General features: G+C 64.8%; 17 protein-coding genes. 7 read left to right on the forward strand and 10 right to left on the reverse strand.

Going from position 1 to position 19,923, the window contains the following annotated elements; genetic code table 11:
- The first annotated feature begins 393 nt into the window (after positions 1-393).
- Together OHB44_RS09785 and OHB44_RS09790 are read left to right on the forward strand one after the other, a co-directional pair.
- On the forward strand, positions 394-1,449 hold the full coding sequence (locus tag OHB44_RS09785) for a hypothetical protein (RefSeq protein ID WP_330440469.1): 1,056 nt from the start codon (positions 394-396) through the stop codon (positions 1,447-1,449).
- Between the two features lie 867 nt (positions 1,450-2,316).
- Entirely contained in the window at positions 2,317-3,012 is a 696-nt protein-coding gene (locus OHB44_RS09790) for a hypothetical protein (protein WP_330440470.1), read from the forward strand.
- A 637-nt stretch (positions 3,013-3,649) separates the two neighbouring features.
- On the opposite strand, the gene OHB44_RS09795 is transcribed toward OHB44_RS09790, so the two are convergent.
- The 3 genes from OHB44_RS09795 to OHB44_RS09805 all read right to left on the reverse strand — a co-directional run bounded on the left by OHB44_RS09795 (position 3,650) and on the right by OHB44_RS09805 (position 6,212).
- On the reverse strand, positions 3,650-4,090 hold the full coding sequence (locus OHB44_RS09795; RefSeq protein ID WP_330440471.1) for a hypothetical protein: 441 nt from the start codon (positions 4,088-4,090) through the stop codon (positions 3,650-3,652).
- Positions 4,091-4,413: 323 nt separating this feature from the next.
- Positions 4,414-5,523, reverse strand: coding sequence for a helix-turn-helix domain-containing protein (locus tag OHB44_RS09800; RefSeq protein ID WP_330440472.1), 1,110 nt, complete (start codon positions 5,521-5,523; stop codon positions 4,414-4,416).
- The gene (locus OHB44_RS09805; RefSeq protein ID WP_330440473.1) at positions 5,520-6,212 is read right to left on the reverse strand and encodes a hypothetical protein; all 693 of its coding nucleotides are present in this window, start codon (positions 6,210-6,212) and stop codon (positions 5,520-5,522) included. Before OHB44_RS09805 ends, OHB44_RS09800 begins: the two co-directional genes overlap by 4 nt.
- 143 nt (positions 6,213-6,355) lie before the next feature.
- Here OHB44_RS09805 and OHB44_RS09810 point away from each other — a divergent pair, with 143 nt between their 5' ends.
- Positions 6,356-10,132: a DUF4365 domain-containing protein gene (locus tag OHB44_RS09810; RefSeq protein WP_330440474.1), complete on the forward strand. Its 3,777-nt coding sequence runs from the start codon at positions 6,356-6,358 to the stop codon at positions 10,130-10,132.
- 349 nt (positions 10,133-10,481) lie between these two features.
- On the opposite strand, the gene OHB44_RS09815 is transcribed toward OHB44_RS09810, so the two are convergent.
- The 4 genes from OHB44_RS09815 to OHB44_RS09830 form a co-directional block, all read right to left on the reverse strand.
- A complete protein-coding gene (locus OHB44_RS09815) occupies positions 10,482-11,141 on the reverse strand; it encodes a DUF2290 domain-containing protein (RefSeq protein ID WP_330440475.1) in 660 nt (219 codons plus the stop codon).
- Positions 11,128-13,275 carry a DEAD/DEAH box helicase gene (locus OHB44_RS09820; protein ID WP_330440476.1) on the reverse strand — a complete coding sequence of 716 codons (2,148 nt, stop codon included), beginning with the start codon at positions 13,273-13,275 and terminating at the stop codon, positions 11,128-11,130. Before OHB44_RS09820 ends, OHB44_RS09815 begins: the two co-directional genes overlap by 14 nt.
- 644 nt (positions 13,276-13,919) lie before the next feature.
- Positions 13,920-14,699, reverse strand: coding sequence for a hypothetical protein (locus OHB44_RS09825; protein ID WP_330440477.1), 780 nt, complete (start codon positions 14,697-14,699; stop codon positions 13,920-13,922).
- Positions 14,692-15,552, reverse strand: coding sequence for a hypothetical protein (locus OHB44_RS09830; RefSeq protein ID WP_330440478.1), 861 nt, complete (start codon positions 15,550-15,552; stop codon positions 14,692-14,694). Before OHB44_RS09830 ends, OHB44_RS09825 begins: the two co-directional genes overlap by 8 nt.
- A gap of 183 nt (positions 15,553-15,735) precedes the next feature.
- Here OHB44_RS09830 and OHB44_RS09835 point away from each other — a divergent pair, with 183 nt between their 5' ends.
- The 4 genes from OHB44_RS09835 (at position 15,736) to OHB44_RS09850 (ending at position 19,073) form a co-directional block, all read left to right on the forward strand.
- Entirely contained in the window at positions 15,736-15,927 is a 192-nt protein-coding gene (locus OHB44_RS09835; protein WP_330440479.1) for a hypothetical protein, read from the forward strand.
- Between the two features lie 138 nt (positions 15,928-16,065).
- The gene (locus tag OHB44_RS09840; RefSeq protein ID WP_330440480.1) at positions 16,066-16,737 is read left to right on the forward strand and encodes a DUF6308 family protein; all 672 of its coding nucleotides are present in this window, start codon (positions 16,066-16,068) and stop codon (positions 16,735-16,737) included.
- Between the two features lie 288 nt (positions 16,738-17,025).
- Positions 17,026-18,069, forward strand: coding sequence for a hypothetical protein (locus OHB44_RS09845; RefSeq protein WP_330440481.1), 1,044 nt, complete (start codon positions 17,026-17,028; stop codon positions 18,067-18,069).
- 326 nt (positions 18,070-18,395) lie between these two features.
- Positions 18,396-19,073 carry an HNH endonuclease family protein gene (locus OHB44_RS09850; RefSeq protein ID WP_442932661.1) on the forward strand — a complete coding sequence of 226 codons (678 nt, stop codon included), beginning with the start codon at positions 18,396-18,398 and terminating at the stop codon, positions 19,071-19,073.
- Between the two features lie 52 nt (positions 19,074-19,125).
- Here OHB44_RS09850 and OHB44_RS09855 read toward each other — a convergent pair whose 3' ends face one another.
- The 3 genes from OHB44_RS09855 to OHB44_RS09865 all read right to left on the reverse strand — a co-directional run bounded on the left by OHB44_RS09855 (position 19,126) and on the right by OHB44_RS09865 (position 19,900).
- Positions 19,126-19,377, reverse strand: coding sequence for a hypothetical protein (locus OHB44_RS09855; protein WP_330440482.1), 252 nt, complete (start codon positions 19,375-19,377; stop codon positions 19,126-19,128).
- 131 nt (positions 19,378-19,508) lie between these two features.
- Positions 19,509-19,742 carry a hypothetical protein gene (locus tag OHB44_RS09860; RefSeq protein WP_330440483.1) on the reverse strand — a complete coding sequence of 78 codons (234 nt, stop codon included), beginning with the start codon at positions 19,740-19,742 and terminating at the stop codon, positions 19,509-19,511.
- The gene (locus OHB44_RS09865) at positions 19,742-19,900 is read right to left on the reverse strand and encodes a hypothetical protein (RefSeq protein ID WP_330440484.1); all 159 of its coding nucleotides are present in this window, start codon (positions 19,898-19,900) and stop codon (positions 19,742-19,744) included. Before OHB44_RS09865 ends, OHB44_RS09860 begins: the two co-directional genes overlap by 1 nt.
- Between the last annotated feature and the right edge of the window lie 23 nt (positions 19,901-19,923).

Below are 19,923 nucleotides of genomic sequence, written 5' to 3' on the forward strand. Positions count from 1 at the left end.
GGCTGCACTACCGGCACCCGGAAGGGGGATCCCACCGTGGAAGCCGAACCCACGACATCCCGCGCCAACCAACGGCTGGCCGGTCTGCTTCGAGAGGCGCAATGGGGGCCCGAGGCCCTCGCCCGACGAATCAACTCCGCTCTCGTGGCACGAGGCAGCACCCGCAGAGTTCACCCCAAAACCCCCTACAAATGGGTCTCAGATGGCGCGGTGCCGCACGGTGACATACCCGATCTCGTCGTCGAGGTGCTTTCCGCCAAGCTCAGAATTGACCTGATGTTCGAGGACGTCTGGGGGGTAAATGCCCCGCGTTCGCATCCAGCGTTGCCGGCGAATCACGCGATGGACCTACCCTGGGACAGCAACGGACTGCTCAGCCTCGTAGGAGGACCCGTGCCGACCCGTCGCACCTTCATCGGTGTCACCGGCGCCGCGCTCACCGCCCCCGCGTGGGCCGCGCTTCACCAGCCACATCCAGACCTGATCGCGGCTGCCGGAGACGGCGGACCGGTCACCCCACCGCTGCTGGACATGATCGACACCGTCGTCGCCCACGCACAGCAGCTCGACGATCAGCAGGGCGGCGCCGCCCGCGGCTTCGTCAGTGACCAGTTCGCCGCCGTGGCCCGGCTCCTGCGCCGAGCTTCCTACAATGCGGAGGCCGGCCGGCGCCTAGCTGCCGCACTAGCGCAGCTCGCCCAGACCGCCGGGTTCATGGCGTTCGATGCCAACGAGGACGGCCTCGCCCAACGGTGGTACCTCACCGCTCTACGCGCCGGGCACGCCTCGTGCGATCCCGGCCTAGCCGCCAGCATCCTGGCCCTCATGTCCAACCAAGCCGCCGACCGCGGACACGCCCTCGACGCCCTGCAACTCGCCTCTGCAGCCCAAGAATCGGCGGCAAAGACGCCGCCCGCTGTCCGCTCGCTGGTAGCCGCCCGCAGCAGCCTCGCCCACGCCGTCGCCGGCGACCTCACCAGCTTCTTCCACATGCGCGAGAACACCCTCACGCTCCTCGACACCGCCCCCGACGCCCCACTACCCCGATGGGCGTCGTACATCGACCGGGTCGAACTGGACGCGATCACCGGCCGCGGCCTCGTCGTACTGGCCGAGCAGGTGCCAATTCAACGGCCAGCACTCCTTCGCCAAGCTGAACGGCTGCTCCACGCCCGCGCGCACACCAGTCCAACCGACTCCCCACAACGCTCCGCACTACGCCACGCCGCCTGGCTCAGCCTCGCGCACAACGCCGCCGGCGACCTCGACCTCGCGGTCAGCACAGCCCGCCTCGCCCTTGGCCGCCTACCCGCCGTCAGCTCCGTGCGCAGCGTCGCACTGCTACACCGACTTCACGACGAACTCGCCCCCGCCGCACCGCGCTCACCAGTGGTCCGCGACATCCTCCGCGAACTTCGGGAGTTGCCGCGAATATCACCCGCTCGGTAATCGCTTCGAAAGGCCGTGCATCTCAGATGTCGCCGAACGTGGTCAAGGCCGGGGAGTGTTGGAGTTGGTGTCGCGATGTGCCGACACTGTCGGTGCCTGGCGCTGCGGGCGTGTCGGCTGCCTGAAGTTCTACGGTGTCCGCATGCCCTCCGACGCCCAGGAATTCACCGCTGGTCCGCCGCGTCAGCGAATGCCTCCAGGCGCGTGTCGACGGGTCGACTCGCTAGGCGCACCGGTCTGCTGATCTCGAACTGCCGCATTCCAGCATCGCGCCGATGCTCGTCGCGGTCGGCCGGCTGCTCACCTGATGTTCGTTCGAGGAAGGAGATTTCCTCGTGGCACCTGAAAGCAGGACGACCGAGACGTTGACGGCGGAGGACGCTCGCCTGCAGCTGGTTGACCAGCTACGCAGCCAGGGTTGGATTACCCGACCGGAGGTGGCGGCGGCGTTTACCGCAGTGCCGCGGCACCTGTTCGCTCCGGCCGGCACCAGCATCGAGAGCGCGTACGCGAATGATGTTGTCGTCACCCGACGCGACTCGGACGGAAAGGCGACCAGTTCGATCTCCGCGCCGTGGTTTTCCCTGTCAACTCCGGTCGTGTTGCGGAGTCTCTGGCGCAGGGAGTTGGTCACGCTGTCTCAACGTCACTCTTCGTCACGGGGAGGCTGCTGCCTCGTGCCTCTCACACTTACTGCGAGGCGAACCCTGCGCTCCGCCAAGAGGCCGCACGCGAAGCCGGCCAGCAACGAGCTCACCCAAATTTCACTTTCCGAAGAGGCGCTCCATTGGCGGCGCCCATCACACGGTGCTGTCGCCCCATACGCCGATGGGCACGGTGTCCGGACCTGTAGGGAATGATCGGCGGGTGGATACCAAACCCCCGGCGCACAGCAGATCCCGTGAGATTGCGCAGACCGTCACGGAGGCCGGCCTCAACCTGATCCCAGTAGCTGGCGGGTCGGTGGCCGTGATCTTGATGGCGGCGTTGAACTACAGCGTTAACCAGCGGCGTGAGCAATGGTTCACCGACGTCGCCGAAGGACTCGCGGAGCTGCGAGAGAAGGTCGACGCCTTCGACCCGCAGGGGCTCGCGGAGGATGAAGGTTTCCTGGACTCCGTCGTCACGGCTACCCAGATCGCGGAGCGTAACTCCCAGCAGGTCAAACGCGATGCGCTGCGTAACGCACTGCTCAACGCGGCTCTTCCGTCCGCGCCCGGCCACGATGATCAGCAGCAGCTATTCCGGCTTATCGATGAGCTGATGCCCACCCACATCAGGCTGCTCGGCCTGCTCGGTGACCCGGCCGGCTGGTTTGATCGGACCGGCCTTGATCGCCCGCAATTCGCTCTCAGTTCGAATCGTACGACCTTGATCAAAGCCGGTATGCCGGACCTCGCTACGCGAGGCGATGAATTGATCAGACGCTACTACCGGGTGCTGGAGGCGGCCGGGCTGGTGCAAGCGCCGCTCGGCGGCATGATGTCTGCCGACGGCGCTTGGAGTCCCGCCGCCTCCGACCTCGGCCACGAACTGCTCGCGTTCATTCGCGATCCGCGCTGAGAGGGAGGTGCAGTGACCCGGGGCCGTCATCCGGCCGTCGCAGCGGGGCCTGCTGCTCGTTTAGCGTCCTGATCTGTCTGCAGGTCCGCTGTAGACCGGCGATGTGGCTAGCGGTGCGCGCAGCTCAGCGCGGGCCCCGGCCGTCGCCGTGGCCCGTAGATGCGCTGAGGCTAGGCAAAGTCTTCGGCTGGCTCCGGCCGACAGTAATCGGTCGTACCGCCGGCAGCTGTGGCAGTCGGGCCGAGGTTTACCGGTTGGCACCCTCGTACACACGGACCGTCCCACCACTGGCTGCGACTGCATCACCGAGACCACCGCAGACCGCGGTGAGCAGCTCAGGGACGCCGGCGACCAGATCGTCGGCCGCTACCTCGACGAGCACCTGCCACCCGACGACCCGTACTGCCTCGGCAAGGCCCTGAAACCCGCCGAGCCGGAACCATCCTGGACGTCGAGCTGAGGTTCTTCAGGGCGGGCGCTGGCCCGCAACCTCCCACGCCCAGGCTAAGAACTCCTGGCGAAAGCATGGCGGGCCTCCCGTGGACGTGAGGTTCGTTCTGTCTGAGAGGGTGTTCCGAAAGGTTAGGTCCGCTTCTGGTCAGGGTGAATATGCCGGGTCCTGTCTCGGCGGCGATCGTCAGCTGATCCGGCTTAGCAGTGAACGGTTCTGGAGTATCGCCTTCCCGCCGGCTGCGAGGGTGATCGCGGTGGCGGCGAGGACCACCGCAAACAGCGTTTTGCGGTGGTCCAGCCGGTCGAGGAACGCCTTGTTTCTGCCGTCGGCTTCGGTCAGCCGTTCAGCGGCCAGGAAACGCTGGTCGATCAGACGGTCTCGCTGGTCCGGATCGAGACCGTCTCTCTGTAGCTGCGCTTCGATCGCCGCACCTACCGCCTGCCACTCGCGCATCACCTGGTCCTGGCTTCTGTCGTTCGACGCCAGCGTCGCCTGGTGCATTTCACCGAGCGCGGTCGTCGTGGCGGTCACCAGACGCGCGGCTTCGGGAAACTTCTCCAGGAACATTCGGGCCGTGTCCTCGTCCATGGTCGACACCGGATCCATGTGCACCTCGCCCGTCACGTAGGGATCTCCGCGGCAGGCAGTCTATCCGGGGCGTGCTCCTCCCACCGTTCCACAAAACTGCCCGTCGACCGTGGTGCCGGCGATCGTGCCCCAGCCGTTGAGGACACCTGCACCTGCTTAGCCGATTGAGGCAGGTCGACGCCCCGTAGACGAAAGCGGATTCAATTACAGCGGGTCGAAACCCTGCGGTTGCACGCGTACCCATCCCTGGAGGTCGCAGGACCGGCTGCCGCGCTGGCTGTCGTCGCGATCCTGCCGGCCATCGGCGCGATGGCGGCTCGACCTGCTGTTCCGTGTGAAGATTCGAGGACGCTTGGTCGTCAGACCTGAAGGGCTGCTTGTTCAATCCGGTCCGAGCCAGCCGTCAACACGAGTTGCAACAGTTCGGTCGACATGCCCGCCTGGTGCGCGACGGATGCTGCGCTGTACTGCTGGTCGGCAAGTAGTTGCGCTGCCCTGCCCAGCAGCGCTGGCTGTTCGCGAGGCACTAGGTCGCCGGGCTCCGGGTAGCCGCAGTCGGTGAGCGTGGTCATGGCTCGACGGTAGGTGTGGTCGCGGTAGATGCCCATCTCGTGTCCGCGGTATACGAGAGCTTTCAACGAGATACCCCAACGGCTCTTCAACTCCTGGAGGCGCTCGAAGTCGAGGCGGCCGGGCAGCTCGTCGCGTAGTCGGCTGCTCGGGACGAGGAATTCCGAGCCGAAGGCGGTGGCTTGTCGCTCCAGGATCTGGCTTCCGGGTTCGGCGTCGTGGTGCAGCAGTAGGTGCGCGAGCTCGTGCGCGGCATCCATCCGGGAACGAGCTTTGTCGTTCTTGCGAGGGCTGGTGAACACGAACGGCCGCACCCCGTACCAGTGGGAGAAGGCGTCGACTTTGTCGGATACGTCGGGGAGCGTCAGTACGACGACACCTCGGGATTCGAGCAGGCGGACCATGTGCGGCACCGGCTCGTCAGCCAAGCCGAAGGCGCAGCGAGCATCGAGTGCAGCCGCTTGGAGGTCGCCGCTGTCGCCTTCTTCGGGAAGATCGACTGAGGGTAGCCGGAGTTCGGGCAAATCGAGGTGTCGCTCCAGGACATCGACGACCCGCCAGGCGATCTCGCCGAAAGCAAGCGCTTGGTCCCGTTCGGCTTGGCTGGTGACACGCAGACTCCGGAAGTGGGGCTGGCCTGCCATGACTGGGGCGGCGAACCCGGCGGCGAAGAACGGGACCGGCATGGCCAGGGCCAAGGCAAGGCGGGACAGTACCGCCGGTGACGGCCGAGACTGCCCCAGCTCGTACTGGCTCACGGCTGCCGCGGAGACACCCACCTGGTATGCCAGATCCTTCTTGCGCATCCGCCGCCACCGGCGGGCGAGTGTCAAGGCGTGAGGCCGGAATGCTGCCGCTGCCAGCGCCGGCGCGTCGTCCCGGCTGCCGGCGGCCCTCACGCGAGTGCGGACAGGCGCCTGTCCGCGCCGTTACGCGGGCGAACCTGTAGGTCTAGCTCTGGGATCGGGACCTCGCCGCGAAGCCGGACGAGGCTACCGGCCGGGCCGTCGTCCGCCACAGTGGTTGTCCTGGCGGGCTGTCCGATCCACAACTGGACCTCGAACCAGGGCGAGCCGCCGTGACGGTTGTCGCGCGGCAGGCCGATGTAGGCCAGCGCATCACCTGTGCCGATGTCACCGGCATGGGCCACCCGAAGGTGCCGCCGACGTGGTAGCACGCCTGCGAAAGCATCGGCGAACTGCTCGTCGTCATCGAGAGCAAGTTGGCCGTGCCGACTGTTCTCGACAGCGCCACCGAGGCGGGCCTCACTGCCCTCCCAGCGGATCGACTCGACGTTGGCTCCGGTGCCACCCTGTAGGGAGTAGAGGCGCAGGATGTAACCCGCGCACAGGATCTCGAGCGAATTGTCCTCGATCCGCGTGCTGACGCCGGGGAGTCCGGCGAACTGCGCCACGCCCAGGTTCGTCAGGTTGCGCCAGACTGTGGTCCCGAAGCTCATCGCGTCGTCGCCGAGCTCGGGCTCGTGCCGATCCGCTGCCCGCCGGTACACCTGCCGAACGAGGTCTGCGAGAGGGGCGAGGACGCCACTCGCGTCGAGGGTCGCGATGGCAGGGGGCAGATAATCCACGCCCGAGAACATAGCAGGACCCCATTTGGTGTCGCCGAACTAAAGTAGCGTCGTTGACGAGCCGCCGCCGCAGCCCAATCGCTCAGCCCACCGGTAGGCAATCGAGTCCGCGTCTTGTCGGCGGTGGCCGTTAGCCTCTCCCAGTGACCCAGCTACTGACTACCGTGACCGGCGACGCCGGCATCCACGGCGTGGGGCTGCTGGTCAACACCAGGCTTGGCTGGCACTTTCGCCCCCAGCCCGTCGCCGACGTCGGGATCGACGCGCAGGTGGAGTCGGTTGTTGACGGTGTCAGCACGGGTTGCCTACTCGGACTTCAGATCAAGTCCGGACAATCGATGTTCTCCGAACCGGCGCCTGACGGTAGCGGCTGGGTCTACCGCGAACGCTCCCAAACCCACCGCCGCTACTGGCTGCGCTACCCACTGCCTGTGCTGCTTGTGCTCTACCAGCCAGACACTCACACCGCATACTGGCAGGTCGTCACCGACGAGACTGCCGTTGCCACTGGCGCAGGCTTCAAGGTACGCGTGCCGTCGACCCAACAGTTGGACGCCGGTTCCGCCGAGCGGCTGGCAGAACTCGCGCGCCGTAAGCCAGACGACGCCTTCGGGGAACGGCTGCAGAATCTCCCTTCCGGATGCGCCGTCAGGCTGGTCGCGCTGCGGCAGACGGCACCCGACCTGGCTCAGCAACTTGCCGAGGAATTGGTCAACGGGCGTAGGAACCCGAGAGCCACGGTCGAGAAGATCATCGCCGAAGGGGGCGAACGGCCGTGGCTAGCGTGGTCCGTGCTGGCCGACTACGCCAACGAGCACAACCAGGCATTGTTAGCCGCTGACTGCTTCCGCCAGACGGCGGAATCCTGCCCCGACGACGACCTGGCGGGGCGGTTCTTTGCCTTCGCGGGTCTACTCCTCGCCGACCTCGACCGCGAACGAGCCCACGCACTGTTGACGCGGGCGTCGTCCGCCGGCGCAAGAGGTCTGGCGGGCATCGGTATCGCCACCCTCGAGCACGGCGAGCGGAAGGGGCCCATTTCGTTGCCGCCGTTGCCGCAAGGAGATCAGGGGAGAGTAGAACCCACCATCCTCCGTTTCATGGCCGAGCAGCGGACCGTCGCCGGCGACTTCGACGGCGCGGTCGAGTTGCACGAGAAGGCACTGGCTCTTTCGCCCGACGCTCCGGCGCAACAGATTGCTCTTGCCGAGGCACTGCTGCGCCGGCCGCGACCCAAAGGTGGTGGCTCCCAGCTCGAGGACTATCACCAGGCCGCGGCTCTGGCGGCGTCTGCGCGATCCGCGCGTCGCCGTTGGGGATCGGACAGCACTCGGCCTGCTGAGATCCTGCTTCAGGCTCGGGCCATGGCGGGCGACGAACGTTCGGCGGTCCGCGTCGCCCTCCAAGGACCAGAGGGTGAGGCCACTGACGCCGAGGCAAGATCCCCGAATCTCGCCTTCTACGCCGCTCGGCTCTGCTACGAGTCGGGCGAGCTGGATCGTGGCGACCGCCTGGCGAAGGTGGTCGAGGCTAGCGGACGACGAGAGCTGACCACACACTGCGCGGCCGTTCGCGCCCAGGCATGTAACGCGGGCAAAGACGTACAAGCTCAGCGATGGCAGGAGGCCCTGACCTCTGGCGCCGCTGGGCCGCACCGACTGGTCGCACTGCAAAATCTGGCGCAACTTGGCCGCTGGCCCATCCCCGACCTAGACGAATTGAGAGACGACGGACACCTCACGGAGGGGGTCTATGACCTGTTACACGCGCAAGCACTCGCCGCGTCGGGCCAGCCCGACGCGGCCCTGAGCCTGCTACGTGTCGCCCGGGATGGGAGCGTCCTCGTCGCCGAGGAGTACGCCAGGCAACTCGCCGCGGCAGGGCGCGTCGATGAGTGTGTCCGGGCGTGCGACCACGCGAGCCTCCGGTTCGGAGACCCGCGGCTGTCGCTCTACGCCCTCGAAGTGCTGACCGGTGCCGAACGCACGGACGAGGTGATTCTCCGGGTCAACATGCTTCTGGGCCGCGCCGACCTGCCCATCAGCCTTCGCCATCTCCTGCGAGGCAAACTGACCGACATCTTCACCGAGCGCCGAGACTGGCTCTCCTGCGAACGGCTGGGACATGACGGATTGTCCGAAACACGCCGCTTGCGAGCACACTCGCACGAGAGCCAGCCGGGCGAGCTCACGTTTCCCTCGTCAACGGCGGCGGACCTCGACGAAAACGAGCGAGACTACGCCTGGTCGATTGTGATCAGCCAATACAACCAAGGCAATGCTGAACGGGCATTCGAGACCCTGCAGACTCTCGACCCCGCGCCCCGCACCGTCCCTCAACTGCAGGCGTGGACCGACCTGCACCGCCTCCACGGCTGGACACCCGCCAGCGCCGAGCAAGCCCTCGCCATAGCGGAACACGACCGCACCCCGGGCGAGGTCGTGGGACGCCTCCTGTTCTCGCTCGTGCAGACATGCCGACCTTCGCCCAACATCACAGCGATGACCGGCGGCGACGTCGTAGCCACCGACCTGAGTGACCCTCTCCCCGTCCCGGTGTCCGAGGAGCTTCACCTTCGGCTGACACAAGCCTGGACCAGGTTCCTGAGCGAACATGACCCAGCCCGTGCTGTCCGCGTCGATGCCGACGTCAGCCAGATCCGTGCGAGACCTGACGACCCGCTCGACCTGGTGACCGCGCTCCCACAACACGCCGCCGCGGCCGTCCACGCCGGCCAAGCCGCGCTTGGCTCGCTGAGTCTGGCCACCGGCCTGCCGTATCTGCTGTCCCTCGCCGACGACCTCGCCGGCGTCGTTCCCGCAGTCGATCCCAGCGACGCGGTCACGGAAGCCGAGCTGAGCGTGGCGAAAAAGGCGATCGGCGGGACAGTCAGCGTCGAGACCTCCGCCGTGTACCTGGCTGCCGCGGTCGCCCAGCTGTGGCCAACCGTGCGGGCCGCCTTCCTGAACGTCCGAATCGCCAAACCTGTGGCGTCGGACATCCTCCATAGCCACCTGGCCGCCAACAGCCGCGCCAGGGCGGCGCGAGGCCCAGCCTCCTCCGAGGCTGGCCGACTCTCGTCGGGAGAAATGTCGTCCGAGCAGAAGAGGTCCTCCGTCGTCCGCACAGCGGCAACTCAGAGAGCAACACAGGACTGCCAGCTGACAGATGTCGCCACCCCGGTCGAAGACCTACCTGCCGCACCCGGCGCCGTAACCACGCCCTGGGTGGCCGCCGTTCTCGTCGCCAAGCAAAACGGCATCCCGCTCTACAGCGACGACGTGGCCCTCAGAACCTGGGCACGGTCGCAGGGCGTGCCAGCTTTCGGCACCCTCGCTCTGGTCGAGGCTCTCCTTGACGCCGGAACGGTGATTGACGTCGAGCCCGTCGTCACCAAGCTCTTCCGCGGAAACGTCGTCGACCTGCCTTCGCCATGGCCGGTGGTCGTCCAAGCGATCGAGTGTGACGGACCGATGTCGCCGCATGCCCGGCTCAACCTGACGCGACCCATCCTCTGGCAGAACGCGGCTGCCGAGGAGATTGGTCCAATGGTCCATGAACTAGCTCGGCTAGCCGGGGACGACGCCGACGGACTCGGTGCCCTCGTCGCGTCTTGCGCAAGAGGGCTGACCGCAGCGCTGGAGCCCGCAGAACTCGTGCTCGGGAGCCTCGGCGCGACAGTGCTCGCCTACCTCAACGGCTCGCCGTCGTCATTGGAGGCGACCGTGGTTCGTGCCGTCCAGGGCGTAGGTGCCCGCCTTGACATCGACCCCCTGCCAGCGCTGAGGCAACACTTCGTCACGATCATGACCGATCCGGCAGGGCCATATGAGGTACCACAGGAGGAGGCCCAGCGAGCCTTTGACCAGATCCTGCGCACCGCCTCGGGCACCGACAGCGCCGAATGCGGTTTAAGTTAGTCGACCGACTGCATGGTGTCAGGATGCAAATCCAGAAACCCTTCGACCAGGTCAAGTAGGCCACGGTCGGGCACGTTCTCGGCCAAGGCGCGGCTAACCCGCACACGGGTGGTCGCGAAAACCGGAGGGCCGCCGTCGTCGTATGGCCAGGGCTCCAGTTCTGTCGAAGTCCCAGTCGTCAAGGTGCCCGCTTGAGGTCCGACCTGCCTATGTCCTGAGCCGGCTCCGGAATTGGAAGTCCGCGCTCCTGACGGCGCATGGCAGGCCGACGTGCTCGCCCCTCCCCGGATGGCACCCAACTCAACACCCGGGAAACCAACTTCACCCGTCATCGACGAGGAGCTGCCCATCAATTCCAATGGAGATGAGGGCTGTTCCTGTCTTCTTCAGTTATGGTTCTCTCGCCAATTTCCCTACGGGCACTAGCCGCAAAGTATGGAAGGTGGGCGTTCCAAATCTCGGGATAAAAGTGACGAAATACAAAGTCCACGAATCTGCCCAGGTGCAACGGTGCGGCGCAAGCGATACGACAATCCATTCCGTTAATCGTCATGTGCGTAGCCGGATGGCTCGGACCGGCAGCCTCAGGGTCAAAGTCGAAGCGTACCCATGAGTGGAGGACCATCGACGTAGGTTCCGCATCGACATGGAGATCGATTATATCGAGAATCGGATCGGTCTTCACCATTATCGGGTCTAGTCGGTAGGGGCATGGTACATAGGCCAACCGATGACCGACGATCCTGCCGCCCTCGACATCGTAGGTGATCTGTAAGAGTGAACCATCGAACAACAAGGCAGAGTAGGCACCCGCCTCGACCCAGTGCTTGTAGTCGTCGAGAGAGGGATCCCCTCGATTTACGAGGAAAGGAGTAGTGGGGTTGAGGGCATGCCATGTAACACGCGTGCCGGTGATGGAGACAACATTTGAGAAGACGGCTATCTCGGCTCCGAGCAAATAATCAAGGAGGTTGTTGACCTCATCTCGTACTGCTCTAGTCGTCGTCACCGGGCATTTCCTGCAGATTCGCTGCCAACAGGCGCGTCCGCAGCGCTGGTGGAAGATCGTAAAGATCGATCACCCCCCGCTCGTATGCCTCCATGAAAGCCCGCAGGCCATCCGTCGCTTTCTTGCGTGACGCCAGCTCCTGTACCGTGCTGTCCTGATCAGTGCGGCGCATCGCCGCCAACTGTGGAGGCGTTGGGATTTCGAAGTCGAGTTTGTAGCCGTTCTGCCGAACCGTATCCACCTCTGTGCTGAGTTCTTCCATTTCCTCGCCCCAGCCTGCAATGCGTACCCAGGCACGACTTCGGGTAATTGCAGTGAAAAGAGTATTTCTACGAGTAACAGCGTTCACATCGCCGGTGGCATATTGAGAATCAACGACGTAGACCATCGGTGCCTCGTTCCCCTTTGCGCGGAAGATGTGCGCGATAGCAACGGAGTCTTTGACGAATACTTCGTCTACGCTAGAGTTGACACCCACCAAGTGGGAATTGATTCCTTGCTCCTTCAATGCCCGCATGAGGCGCGGTGCTCTCGTCTTCGCCCTGTAAACGTCGGGAAGAACGATCAGAATATCGTCGTGTTCCAGTTCGTCCGTCGACAGGTTCTCGGCAATTTGCCTCGCGACCCATGTGTCCTGAGACACCTGGTCATCGAAACTACGAAGAACAACCGCATCTTCCTCGTTGAGCAGCTCCGTGAAGTAGCTAGGGTAGCTGCTTTGCGATCGTTCCAAGGTAACGTGAGAGCCTAGGCGCAGGTGGCCGTGAATCACGTTGTACCCGATCTCAGCCCACAGTCCCGGGTCGCCCGGGTGTTGGACCAGGTCGCCGTCACGGTAGACCCCGATGCCAAGGGCATGGGCAGTCGCAAGCGCCCAAGGCGTGTTGCGGTAACAAACGGGCAGGACGATGTCCCGGCGGGGTTCGTTCTCCCGGTTATCTAGGCTCACTAGACTCTGCCCTGACGGCCCTACACCGAATAGTTCATCGGTTCCTGGCATTGCTGCCTCGGATAGTTTCTGCAGCTCATCAAAGCCCCAGACAATCCGCTTCGGCTCTTTCGTAAGAAGGTAAACGAGCTGAAAGAACTCAGGCGGCAAGTCCTGAGCCTCATCAATTAGTACCGCATCAAAGATTGGCTCGGGGTCGGACTCCCTGGCAACGGCGAGTAGTTCTTTGCAAATTCCGCGGAAGGCGTTGTCCATGCCGTAGACGTTGCGTGCATAGTTCCAGTCCCGAGCGGTGGTATTCAAAGCGGCAGCGATCTCGCTGTAAATACCCGGCCGCGACCGGGAGCCCCACGAGTGAAGAATCTGGAGCCTGTCCTCGTCGGGCTGGTCATTGTTATACTCGAAGGTGAATCGGGTAACCAGATCCTGAAACTGCTGATATAGTGCGCGGGAATGGAATGTGACCGCAATTCGCCATTCCGGGTGCTGAGTGTGTAAGTAAGCTGCCTTTAGTGCAAGGACAACCGTCTTTCCGGAGCCCGCAAGGCCCCGGATCCTTTGTGGTCCTTCCGGCGTCTCGATTGCAGCGGCCTTCTGCCAGCGGTCGAGGTTCGCGATGCCGCGCTCAATAACCTTGAGCGTCGCACCCCTGGAGGTAGTCTTCTTGACAGACGTTCTCTTCTTGGCCGGTTTAATGGTGCTTACCCGCTGGAGCGCTCCTTGGAGGGAGCGCTCTTCGTCACGGCTGATGCCTTGAAGTTCACCGACCCAGTCGGACACGTCTTCGATGGCGACGTACTTGCCTTCAGAGCCGGGCGGCGGTGCACCTACCGGACCAGAGAAGATCGTAGCCGTCTCGATCCTTACTGCGAGCTGACGCCCACTGCGCAAGCTGTCGTGACGGCGAAGGTTGGCCTCAAGCGTGGCATAGAGGCGGTCCTGCGCATCGACGAACTGCTTCCAATCTGTCGAGCTACGAGGCACTGATTCGGCGAGCAGAAATGCTACTAGCCCGCACTGCTCACTGATAAGGAGGGCGTCAATCTCGACGCGGTCATCGGCTGTAGTGAGAACCGGATACCCAAGGTAAACTGTCCCCTCCGTGATGCTCCTCTTTAGGGCTTCCGCAAGGCTCGACGCGACGCCTCTATCGCGGCTCTCGCCATACACCACCTCAAGCGCCATCGAACTTCGCGTCTCCTTCGATACAGCTGCGGGTTTGCGCCAGAAGCCATGGACCGAGTTGCTGGCAGCATCAGCACTGTAGCTCCGCCGTCGGACAACGGCTTGTTCCGACCGGCCCGACCGGCGGGTCATCTGCCTGTCTCCTACGCCCAGCGGGCGAAGTCCTCACGAGCCCGTCTGCCATCGACTCACCCAGGCGGGCGCGGACCGCCGCCCGGCCCGCTGTATCAAGCGGACCTGACGCACGTTGGGTCGCTGGCGGGTCGGGCGCTGACTTGGTCGGCATGTGCGAGCCAACGCCGGAGGCGTGCCTACAGCGACGACGATCCGCCCGTGCATCGGGTGACGGTGCGGCCGTCCGAGGCCGAGATGGCGGCGGTCGAGGCGAGTGCGGCGGCGGCTCGCATGGCCAGAACGCATCGGGATCGCCGGCTCGCACCCGGGCACGCCACTTGACCCGCTGAATCGCGGTCTCCCGGCCCTGGGTACGACGACGTGGAGCTGCACGCTCCGGAGCGTCGTGAGCGCGACGGTGGCGGGTGGTCGTTGGAGGAGCTGGCGGCGCGGCTGGACCGCGCCGCAGATCGCCGCCGGCGACGCGGTCCAGTAAGTAGGGCAGCGCAGGCGCCAGAACCGCTGGCCCTTTACTCGCCTCCGAGGCGAGGCGGGAGGTCTGTGGTGAGCGGTGACTCATTGGCGCCATGGTGAAGGATCCGGCTGAAGGACCACTCCGCCGAGGTGAAGTTGATGTCGAGATGGCGGCCCGACTCACTGTTCACCCACTTACGCAGGCCGACGAAGATCACCTTGACGGTGGAAGGAGAGATCGGAACGAGCAGCACAAGCTGGGGTCGATCGTCAGTTTCAGCGTGGTACGGCGAGTCCTTGGTCGTAATTGCCACAGCGTCGACCTGTCGATGCAGGGCCAGGTACAGAGTCAGCAGCTCGTGTTGCCAGCGGGGGTCGTCGTCGGGGAACCGATCATCGGACGCCGTGAGGGTGAGCGTTCCCATGCCTTTTCGAACTTCGTCGGGAACATCGAAGAGTTGCTCCTGCTGAGAGCTGTTGCTGTGGGAGCGCCGGCGCTTCCGATGCTCACGCAGCGCGGCCAGCGCTGCCATGCTCGCCGCAAAGTTGGCCATCGCGGCGCCCTCACCGCTTGGGAGTGCCTCGTACAGCAGATGATCAGCTTGCCCGTAATAGCCGAGCTCGGTCAGGTAGTCGATCAACTCAATCGCCGCCGCTGTGCTGTCCTTCGACGAAGAGGAGTGCACCATCCGGCTGCGCAATTGGTAGATCCGACGGACCGCTTCGACATGGGCAGCAGGAGTCCGTTGGCGAAGCCGGCGGGCGCCGGGCGTGCCAAGAGAAGAACGCTGCAAGAGCTGCTCAAAGCGATCCAGGTCGCCGTCGTGCTCAGTCACGGGACCGACCTCCCTGATGCGCCGTCTTCTCCTTCTTGCGCCACCGGTGCAGCACGCCCTCGATCGCGCGGACGGAGGTTTCGCCAAGCAGCTCGACCATCTCCTCCTGGCTGTAGCCGTCCAGAGTGAGTGCCACAACCGCGCGGGTCCGGGCGTCGGCTCGGGTGAGGTCGTCACGGACCCGCTGGTCCCCGATGGTGATGACTGCCGGGTCGTCGATGTTGCTTTCCATGGGTGTGACAAGCTGCGGGTCGCCGCGATCTTGCAGTTGCCACCGTCTGCGCTGCGCCCGGCGCGTACGCATCTGGTTGGGGAATTCGTACAGACACGCCCCCATGAAGTAGGTGGCCAGGCTGGCGCCGCCCTCAAACCGCCAGCCGCCGCCGACCAGGGCGTTCTTGCGGAACCGGGGGAGTGCTAGCGCGACGGTCATGATGGCCAGTTCCTCCCGCACGTCAGAGTCGCGGAACAGCTCCTCCAGCTCGGCGTCGCTGGGGTTGAGCGAAAACCCTCTTGTCGCGGTCAGGGTGAAGATGTAGCTGGAGTGCATCCAACCCCGGAGCACCGCCATGCCGTAGGCGGCGAGTTCGTCCTCGAAGCGCCGGTACCGGAGGCCGGTGAAGTCCCCGGCGGCGAGGTCTGTCAGGAGGAGCCGGTCGGCCTCCCGGCGCTGAAGGTTCTCCTGCAACCGCCGGGTGTCGTTGGCGAAGAGCTTGTTCATGTTGGCGAGCACGTCCGGCTGCGAAACGGGCTGCCCCAGGTTGAAATCGGCCCGGTCGGAGGGTTGTAGAGCAGCCCCGTGCGCCTCGCCCGCAGGCACTTCGCCCGCCGCGCCGCCGCCAACCACCACCATTGCCCTTTCGGTCGTCTCGCTTGTGCCGACCCCTTGTAGGTGTGCCCGTAGCGGTCACCCCACGGACTTTCTCAGACTTTTCCTGTGAACCTTGTCCGCAGCTCAAACCCGTCGTGCGCGTGGGGTGGCCCCCCGATGTGGACCTACAGCCGGGCATCGTTCACCACCTGAATCGGAGGTCTCGTGACACCGTCGCCCCCGGGCCCGCTGCTGACTGTCCGTGCCGCCGTCGTGCTGCTCCTCGCACTCGTCGTCGGCGTGCTCGCGGGCGGGCTGTCGTACCTGACCGACCATTCTGTTTCATCAGCTGTGCTGTGGGGCGGCGGTGCTGCCGGGGGTGCGCTGATGCTGTTCCACACCATCGTGGGGCGGTGAACCCCTCAGCGGGCGTGATCGTATCGGCGGCCCGGTGGGCGGTGGTCAGGGCGCGCGGCGGCAGAGACGCCTGTTGACGTCGGGCAGGCTGATATTGGCGCAGACGCCCGTCACTCAGCCACCAATACCATGCTCCGCATGGCGGCAGACCTGCTCGATCTCATTCGTGCCGAAAGTGCGTTCGACAACCTGCGCGCGTATTTCGACGAGACGCTTCCCCGTCCGTATAGCGGCCGCAGGTTCGAGGCGCTCGCTGGTGGTGGTGACCGCCCCAACACCCGCGACATGGTCACCGCCGACGACCTCGTGGCGGTGAGGATGTTGTCGGTGACGGTACCGGCCGAGGCCTCCATCGGCCTGCTCGAGGGAGAGCTCGGCGAGCAGATCAGTGGCCTGCTTGCCCAAATTCCCACCGACGTTGAGTTGGGGACTGCGGGTGCGATGTGCCTGGTGGCTGACGGGCGAGCTGCCGACGGGGCCTGGCGGCTGTTGGACGAGCAGATAGGGATCGACTACGTGATCGCGGGCAAGGTCATGGCCCGCAAGCGTCCTCACCTCATCCCCGTCTACGACCAGGTCGTCAGGTGCTTGTACGGCAAGCCCGAGAAGGTTTGGCTACGACTGCACCGCCGACTCACAGCGGACCGCGGCGTACTGCGCGAGGAACTGGCTCTGCTGCGCGCTCGCACAGGCATCCCGTCCGCCGCTAGCCTGCTGAGGGTCCTGGACGTCGTGCTGTGGATGCACCACCATCAGCCTCATCTCCGGTCCGGCTCCTGCCCCGGCTTCGGCAGCGTGACCCTGGACTGAACACAGCAGCGGCGAGCCGCCTGCGCCTCGATGAGTACACGCGGGCTGCACCAGAATGACCCTTATGGGTCATGGCTGTAGTCCTCGCCCAGCTTCCTCCTTCGATGCGCTGAGGAGGGGAGCCTCGCAGAGCGTCAGCCGGAGGGGCGCCGATCCAGCGCTCGTTCGTCCTCAAGATCGTCGGATCCTGGTAAGTCCGCACCTCCTTGTTAGCCACCTTAAATCGGAACAAGCGTAACTTTAGCTTCGTATCCTCTGGGGTCTTGTCCCGATCGTTACGATATAAGCATGGAATCCTTAATAATCGGCAGCCTTTCCGCTATCGCCATCGGAATTGCGACAGAAGCTGCGACGGGTGCAATCAGCGGTGCTGTTCGTGAGTTGAGGAGAGCCGCTAACCGTCGTAAACGGTTTGAATTCGATGTGCGGGAGGACGGCCTTTTCCCGTTGGGTGAGTGGTCGCCGGCAAGGCAACTTGAACCCCACCGTCTTCTAACCGACACTTTACCGATGTCGGAGAGGCCCGAGCAGGAGTGGATTAATCCCACCGTCCTCGCAGCCGCCGTGGCAGAATGCGCTGAACAATCCTCAGGCGAAATTCTCTACTTCGCGGGATTTCGCCTCGATTACCGAGAGTCGGACGATACCCAATATTGTAAAGTTCGGCAAGCGGAGAGTCGCTACCCAGAGGTGTTAGCTGTCGAGCGGCTAAGGATTCGGCGCCCGGAACTGTTCAAGGCCTGCGACGAGGCAATTGAGCGTGATATCAAGCAATATCTCTTTTCTCCCGTCCCGTCTTCCGTTGCTGTAAATCTTGTAGTCGTATCGTCCGACGGCAGCGAGTTGTTGAGTGTCGAGCGCTCTGCGGCGACCGACAGTGCAGCCGGGTGGTGGACGGTGGGGGTGTTCGAAACGATGAAGCGGTCAGATCCGAACAGGCCAGGGTCCCCCGAGAGCTTGTACGGCCTTGCTGCCAGGGGGCTTAACGAAGAGTTGGGGCTCAACCAGAATGACTACGGCAAGATAGTCATCTCATGGGTCGGCCTACTTCGCCCAATATTGCGGGGGCACGTAGTTGCCATCGTGCAGCTGAAAATTTCACGCGAAGACGCTTTCGCCCGACTCCGCGCTGCTCACTCGAGCTACGAGCACTCAGCGATTGATTGGCTTCCACTCCATCCTCGAATCGTGCGTTCGTTCATCAGGGCCAACCGCCAAACAAATCCTGGGAGAGTCGGCTCGACGATCCGCATCAATCAGAGGATTTGGATCGAGCAGTCAAGGTTAGCGGTTCTAGAGGCGTGGCGCTTTCGAATGGCGTTGAATGATTGAATGTAGATGCCAACCAGAAATCGTGGGGGAGCCCGCGTTAGTGGCGCATGCTGCACCGCCTGAGCAGGAGCTCAGCCTTGCCAGAGCCTCACGAATGGACCTCAAAATTGGCCCTTTGTTGTCTCGACGACGAAGCGGCGTGGGCGCTAGCTGATCCACTAGCCCGGCCGGGGCCTTGCGTGGCGCATCCTGGAGTGGGCGACACCCGGACAACTCAATATCGCGTAAGCGTCACGAACGCGTCCCCGGTTCTTCACAAAACCGTCGCACTACCGGCATCATCATCGAGGAGCGTGACTGCCTCGCCGCTGACGATGGAGCCCGACATGACGGAACTGCCACTCGACGCCCTGCCACTCGCTCGCCGCCGTCCGCGAGCCGTAGCTATCGTGATCGCCGTCCTCGTGAGCGGGACTGTCGCGGTCGCGAGCGTTACCTCCGCCTCGGCGGCACCTCCCGGTGTCCCGTCGAAGGCTACGGCCCAGTCGCAGCTAAATACCCTGACCGTGGCGGCGCAGGGCTCGACGAGCGGCTACTCACGGGACCTGTTCCCGCACTGGATCACGATCAGCGGTAGTTGCAACACCCGCGAGCAGGTCCTCAAGCGCGACGGCACCTCCGTCGTCGTCGACAGCGCCTGCGCGGCCACCTCGGGTCGCTGGTACAGCCCGTACGACGGCGCCACGTGGACGGCGGCCTCCGACGTCGACATCGACCACGTCATCCCCCTCGCGGAGGCCTGGCGCTCCGGCGCCAACTCATGGACGACCAGCCGGAGGCAGAGCTTCGCCAACGACCTCACCCGCCCGCAGCTGATCGCGGTGACGGACAACGTCAACCAGTCCAAGGGCGATCAGGACCCCTCCACCTGGCAGCCGCCTCTGTCGTCGTACCGATGCACCTACAGCAAGATGTGGATCACCGTGAAGTACAGCTGGGGCCTGACCCTGCAGTCGTCGGAGAAGTCTGCCCTGCAGAGCATGCTCAACACCTGTAGCTCCTGAGCGCGATCCGGCTGAGGGTCTGCGCCCCGAGACGCAGACCGCCAGCCGGGTGCTAGGTCTGCTGTGGCGGCTGGCTGTCGCCGGACTGCTTGCGCCACTGGCCGCCCGCGTCGGCGGCGAGCAGACGCTTGACCATGGCGAGCGCCTCGTCCTCGGTGTCGAACTGCCACCGGAGCACCCGGCCGGTCTCGCTGTCGCCGGCTCGGGCGGTGACCTTCCACCTGACCTCGCGGGTGAGCCACACATCTCGGCGGCCCAGGCGACCCCAGATCCCGTTCCACCAGCGCGCCGCCACATCCTCCACCAGTGAATCGTACAAGCGTTCGATAAGCGGATGATGTTGGGTAGTGGGACGGCCGGGATGGGGTGGTGTGTCGTTCTCTGGTGGGAACACGGGCCGCCGCGGCTTAGGTCGGTCGGCAGCCCATGCCGACGTCACTGGTCCTGGGGGACAGGGCCGTCGTAGCGGAAGGTCGGCGGGTCGACCTCGCCGGCGCAGCGCAGGTAGCGGTGCTGCACCGGCGGGCTGGGATGCTCGCGGGCACCGAGGTAGGCGCCGCTCTGCGGCAGAACGATGGCCTGCGGAAGGGACCCGTCGTCGTCAACCTCAACGTGGGTGAAACGGCCGTCGGCAGGGCCGCCGAGCAGCCATGCCTCGACGGCGGGCATCAGCGATTCACCGTCAGTGTGGCGGCGGCTGTCAGCAGCCCGGCGACGGCGGCGATGAGGGCGGCCGTCGCGCCGATCAGGCCGGTGACACCGGCGAGGTGCTCCAGTGGTGTCGGCCTGTCGGTGCGCCGTGATCGGCTGCGTCCACCCCGGGTCATGGCTGCGCTCCTTCGTCGCTGGA

The organism is Micromonospora sp. NBC_00821, from assembly GCF_036347035.1.
Classification (GTDB): domain Bacteria; phylum Actinomycetota; class Actinomycetes; order Mycobacteriales; family Micromonosporaceae; genus Micromonospora; species Micromonospora hortensis.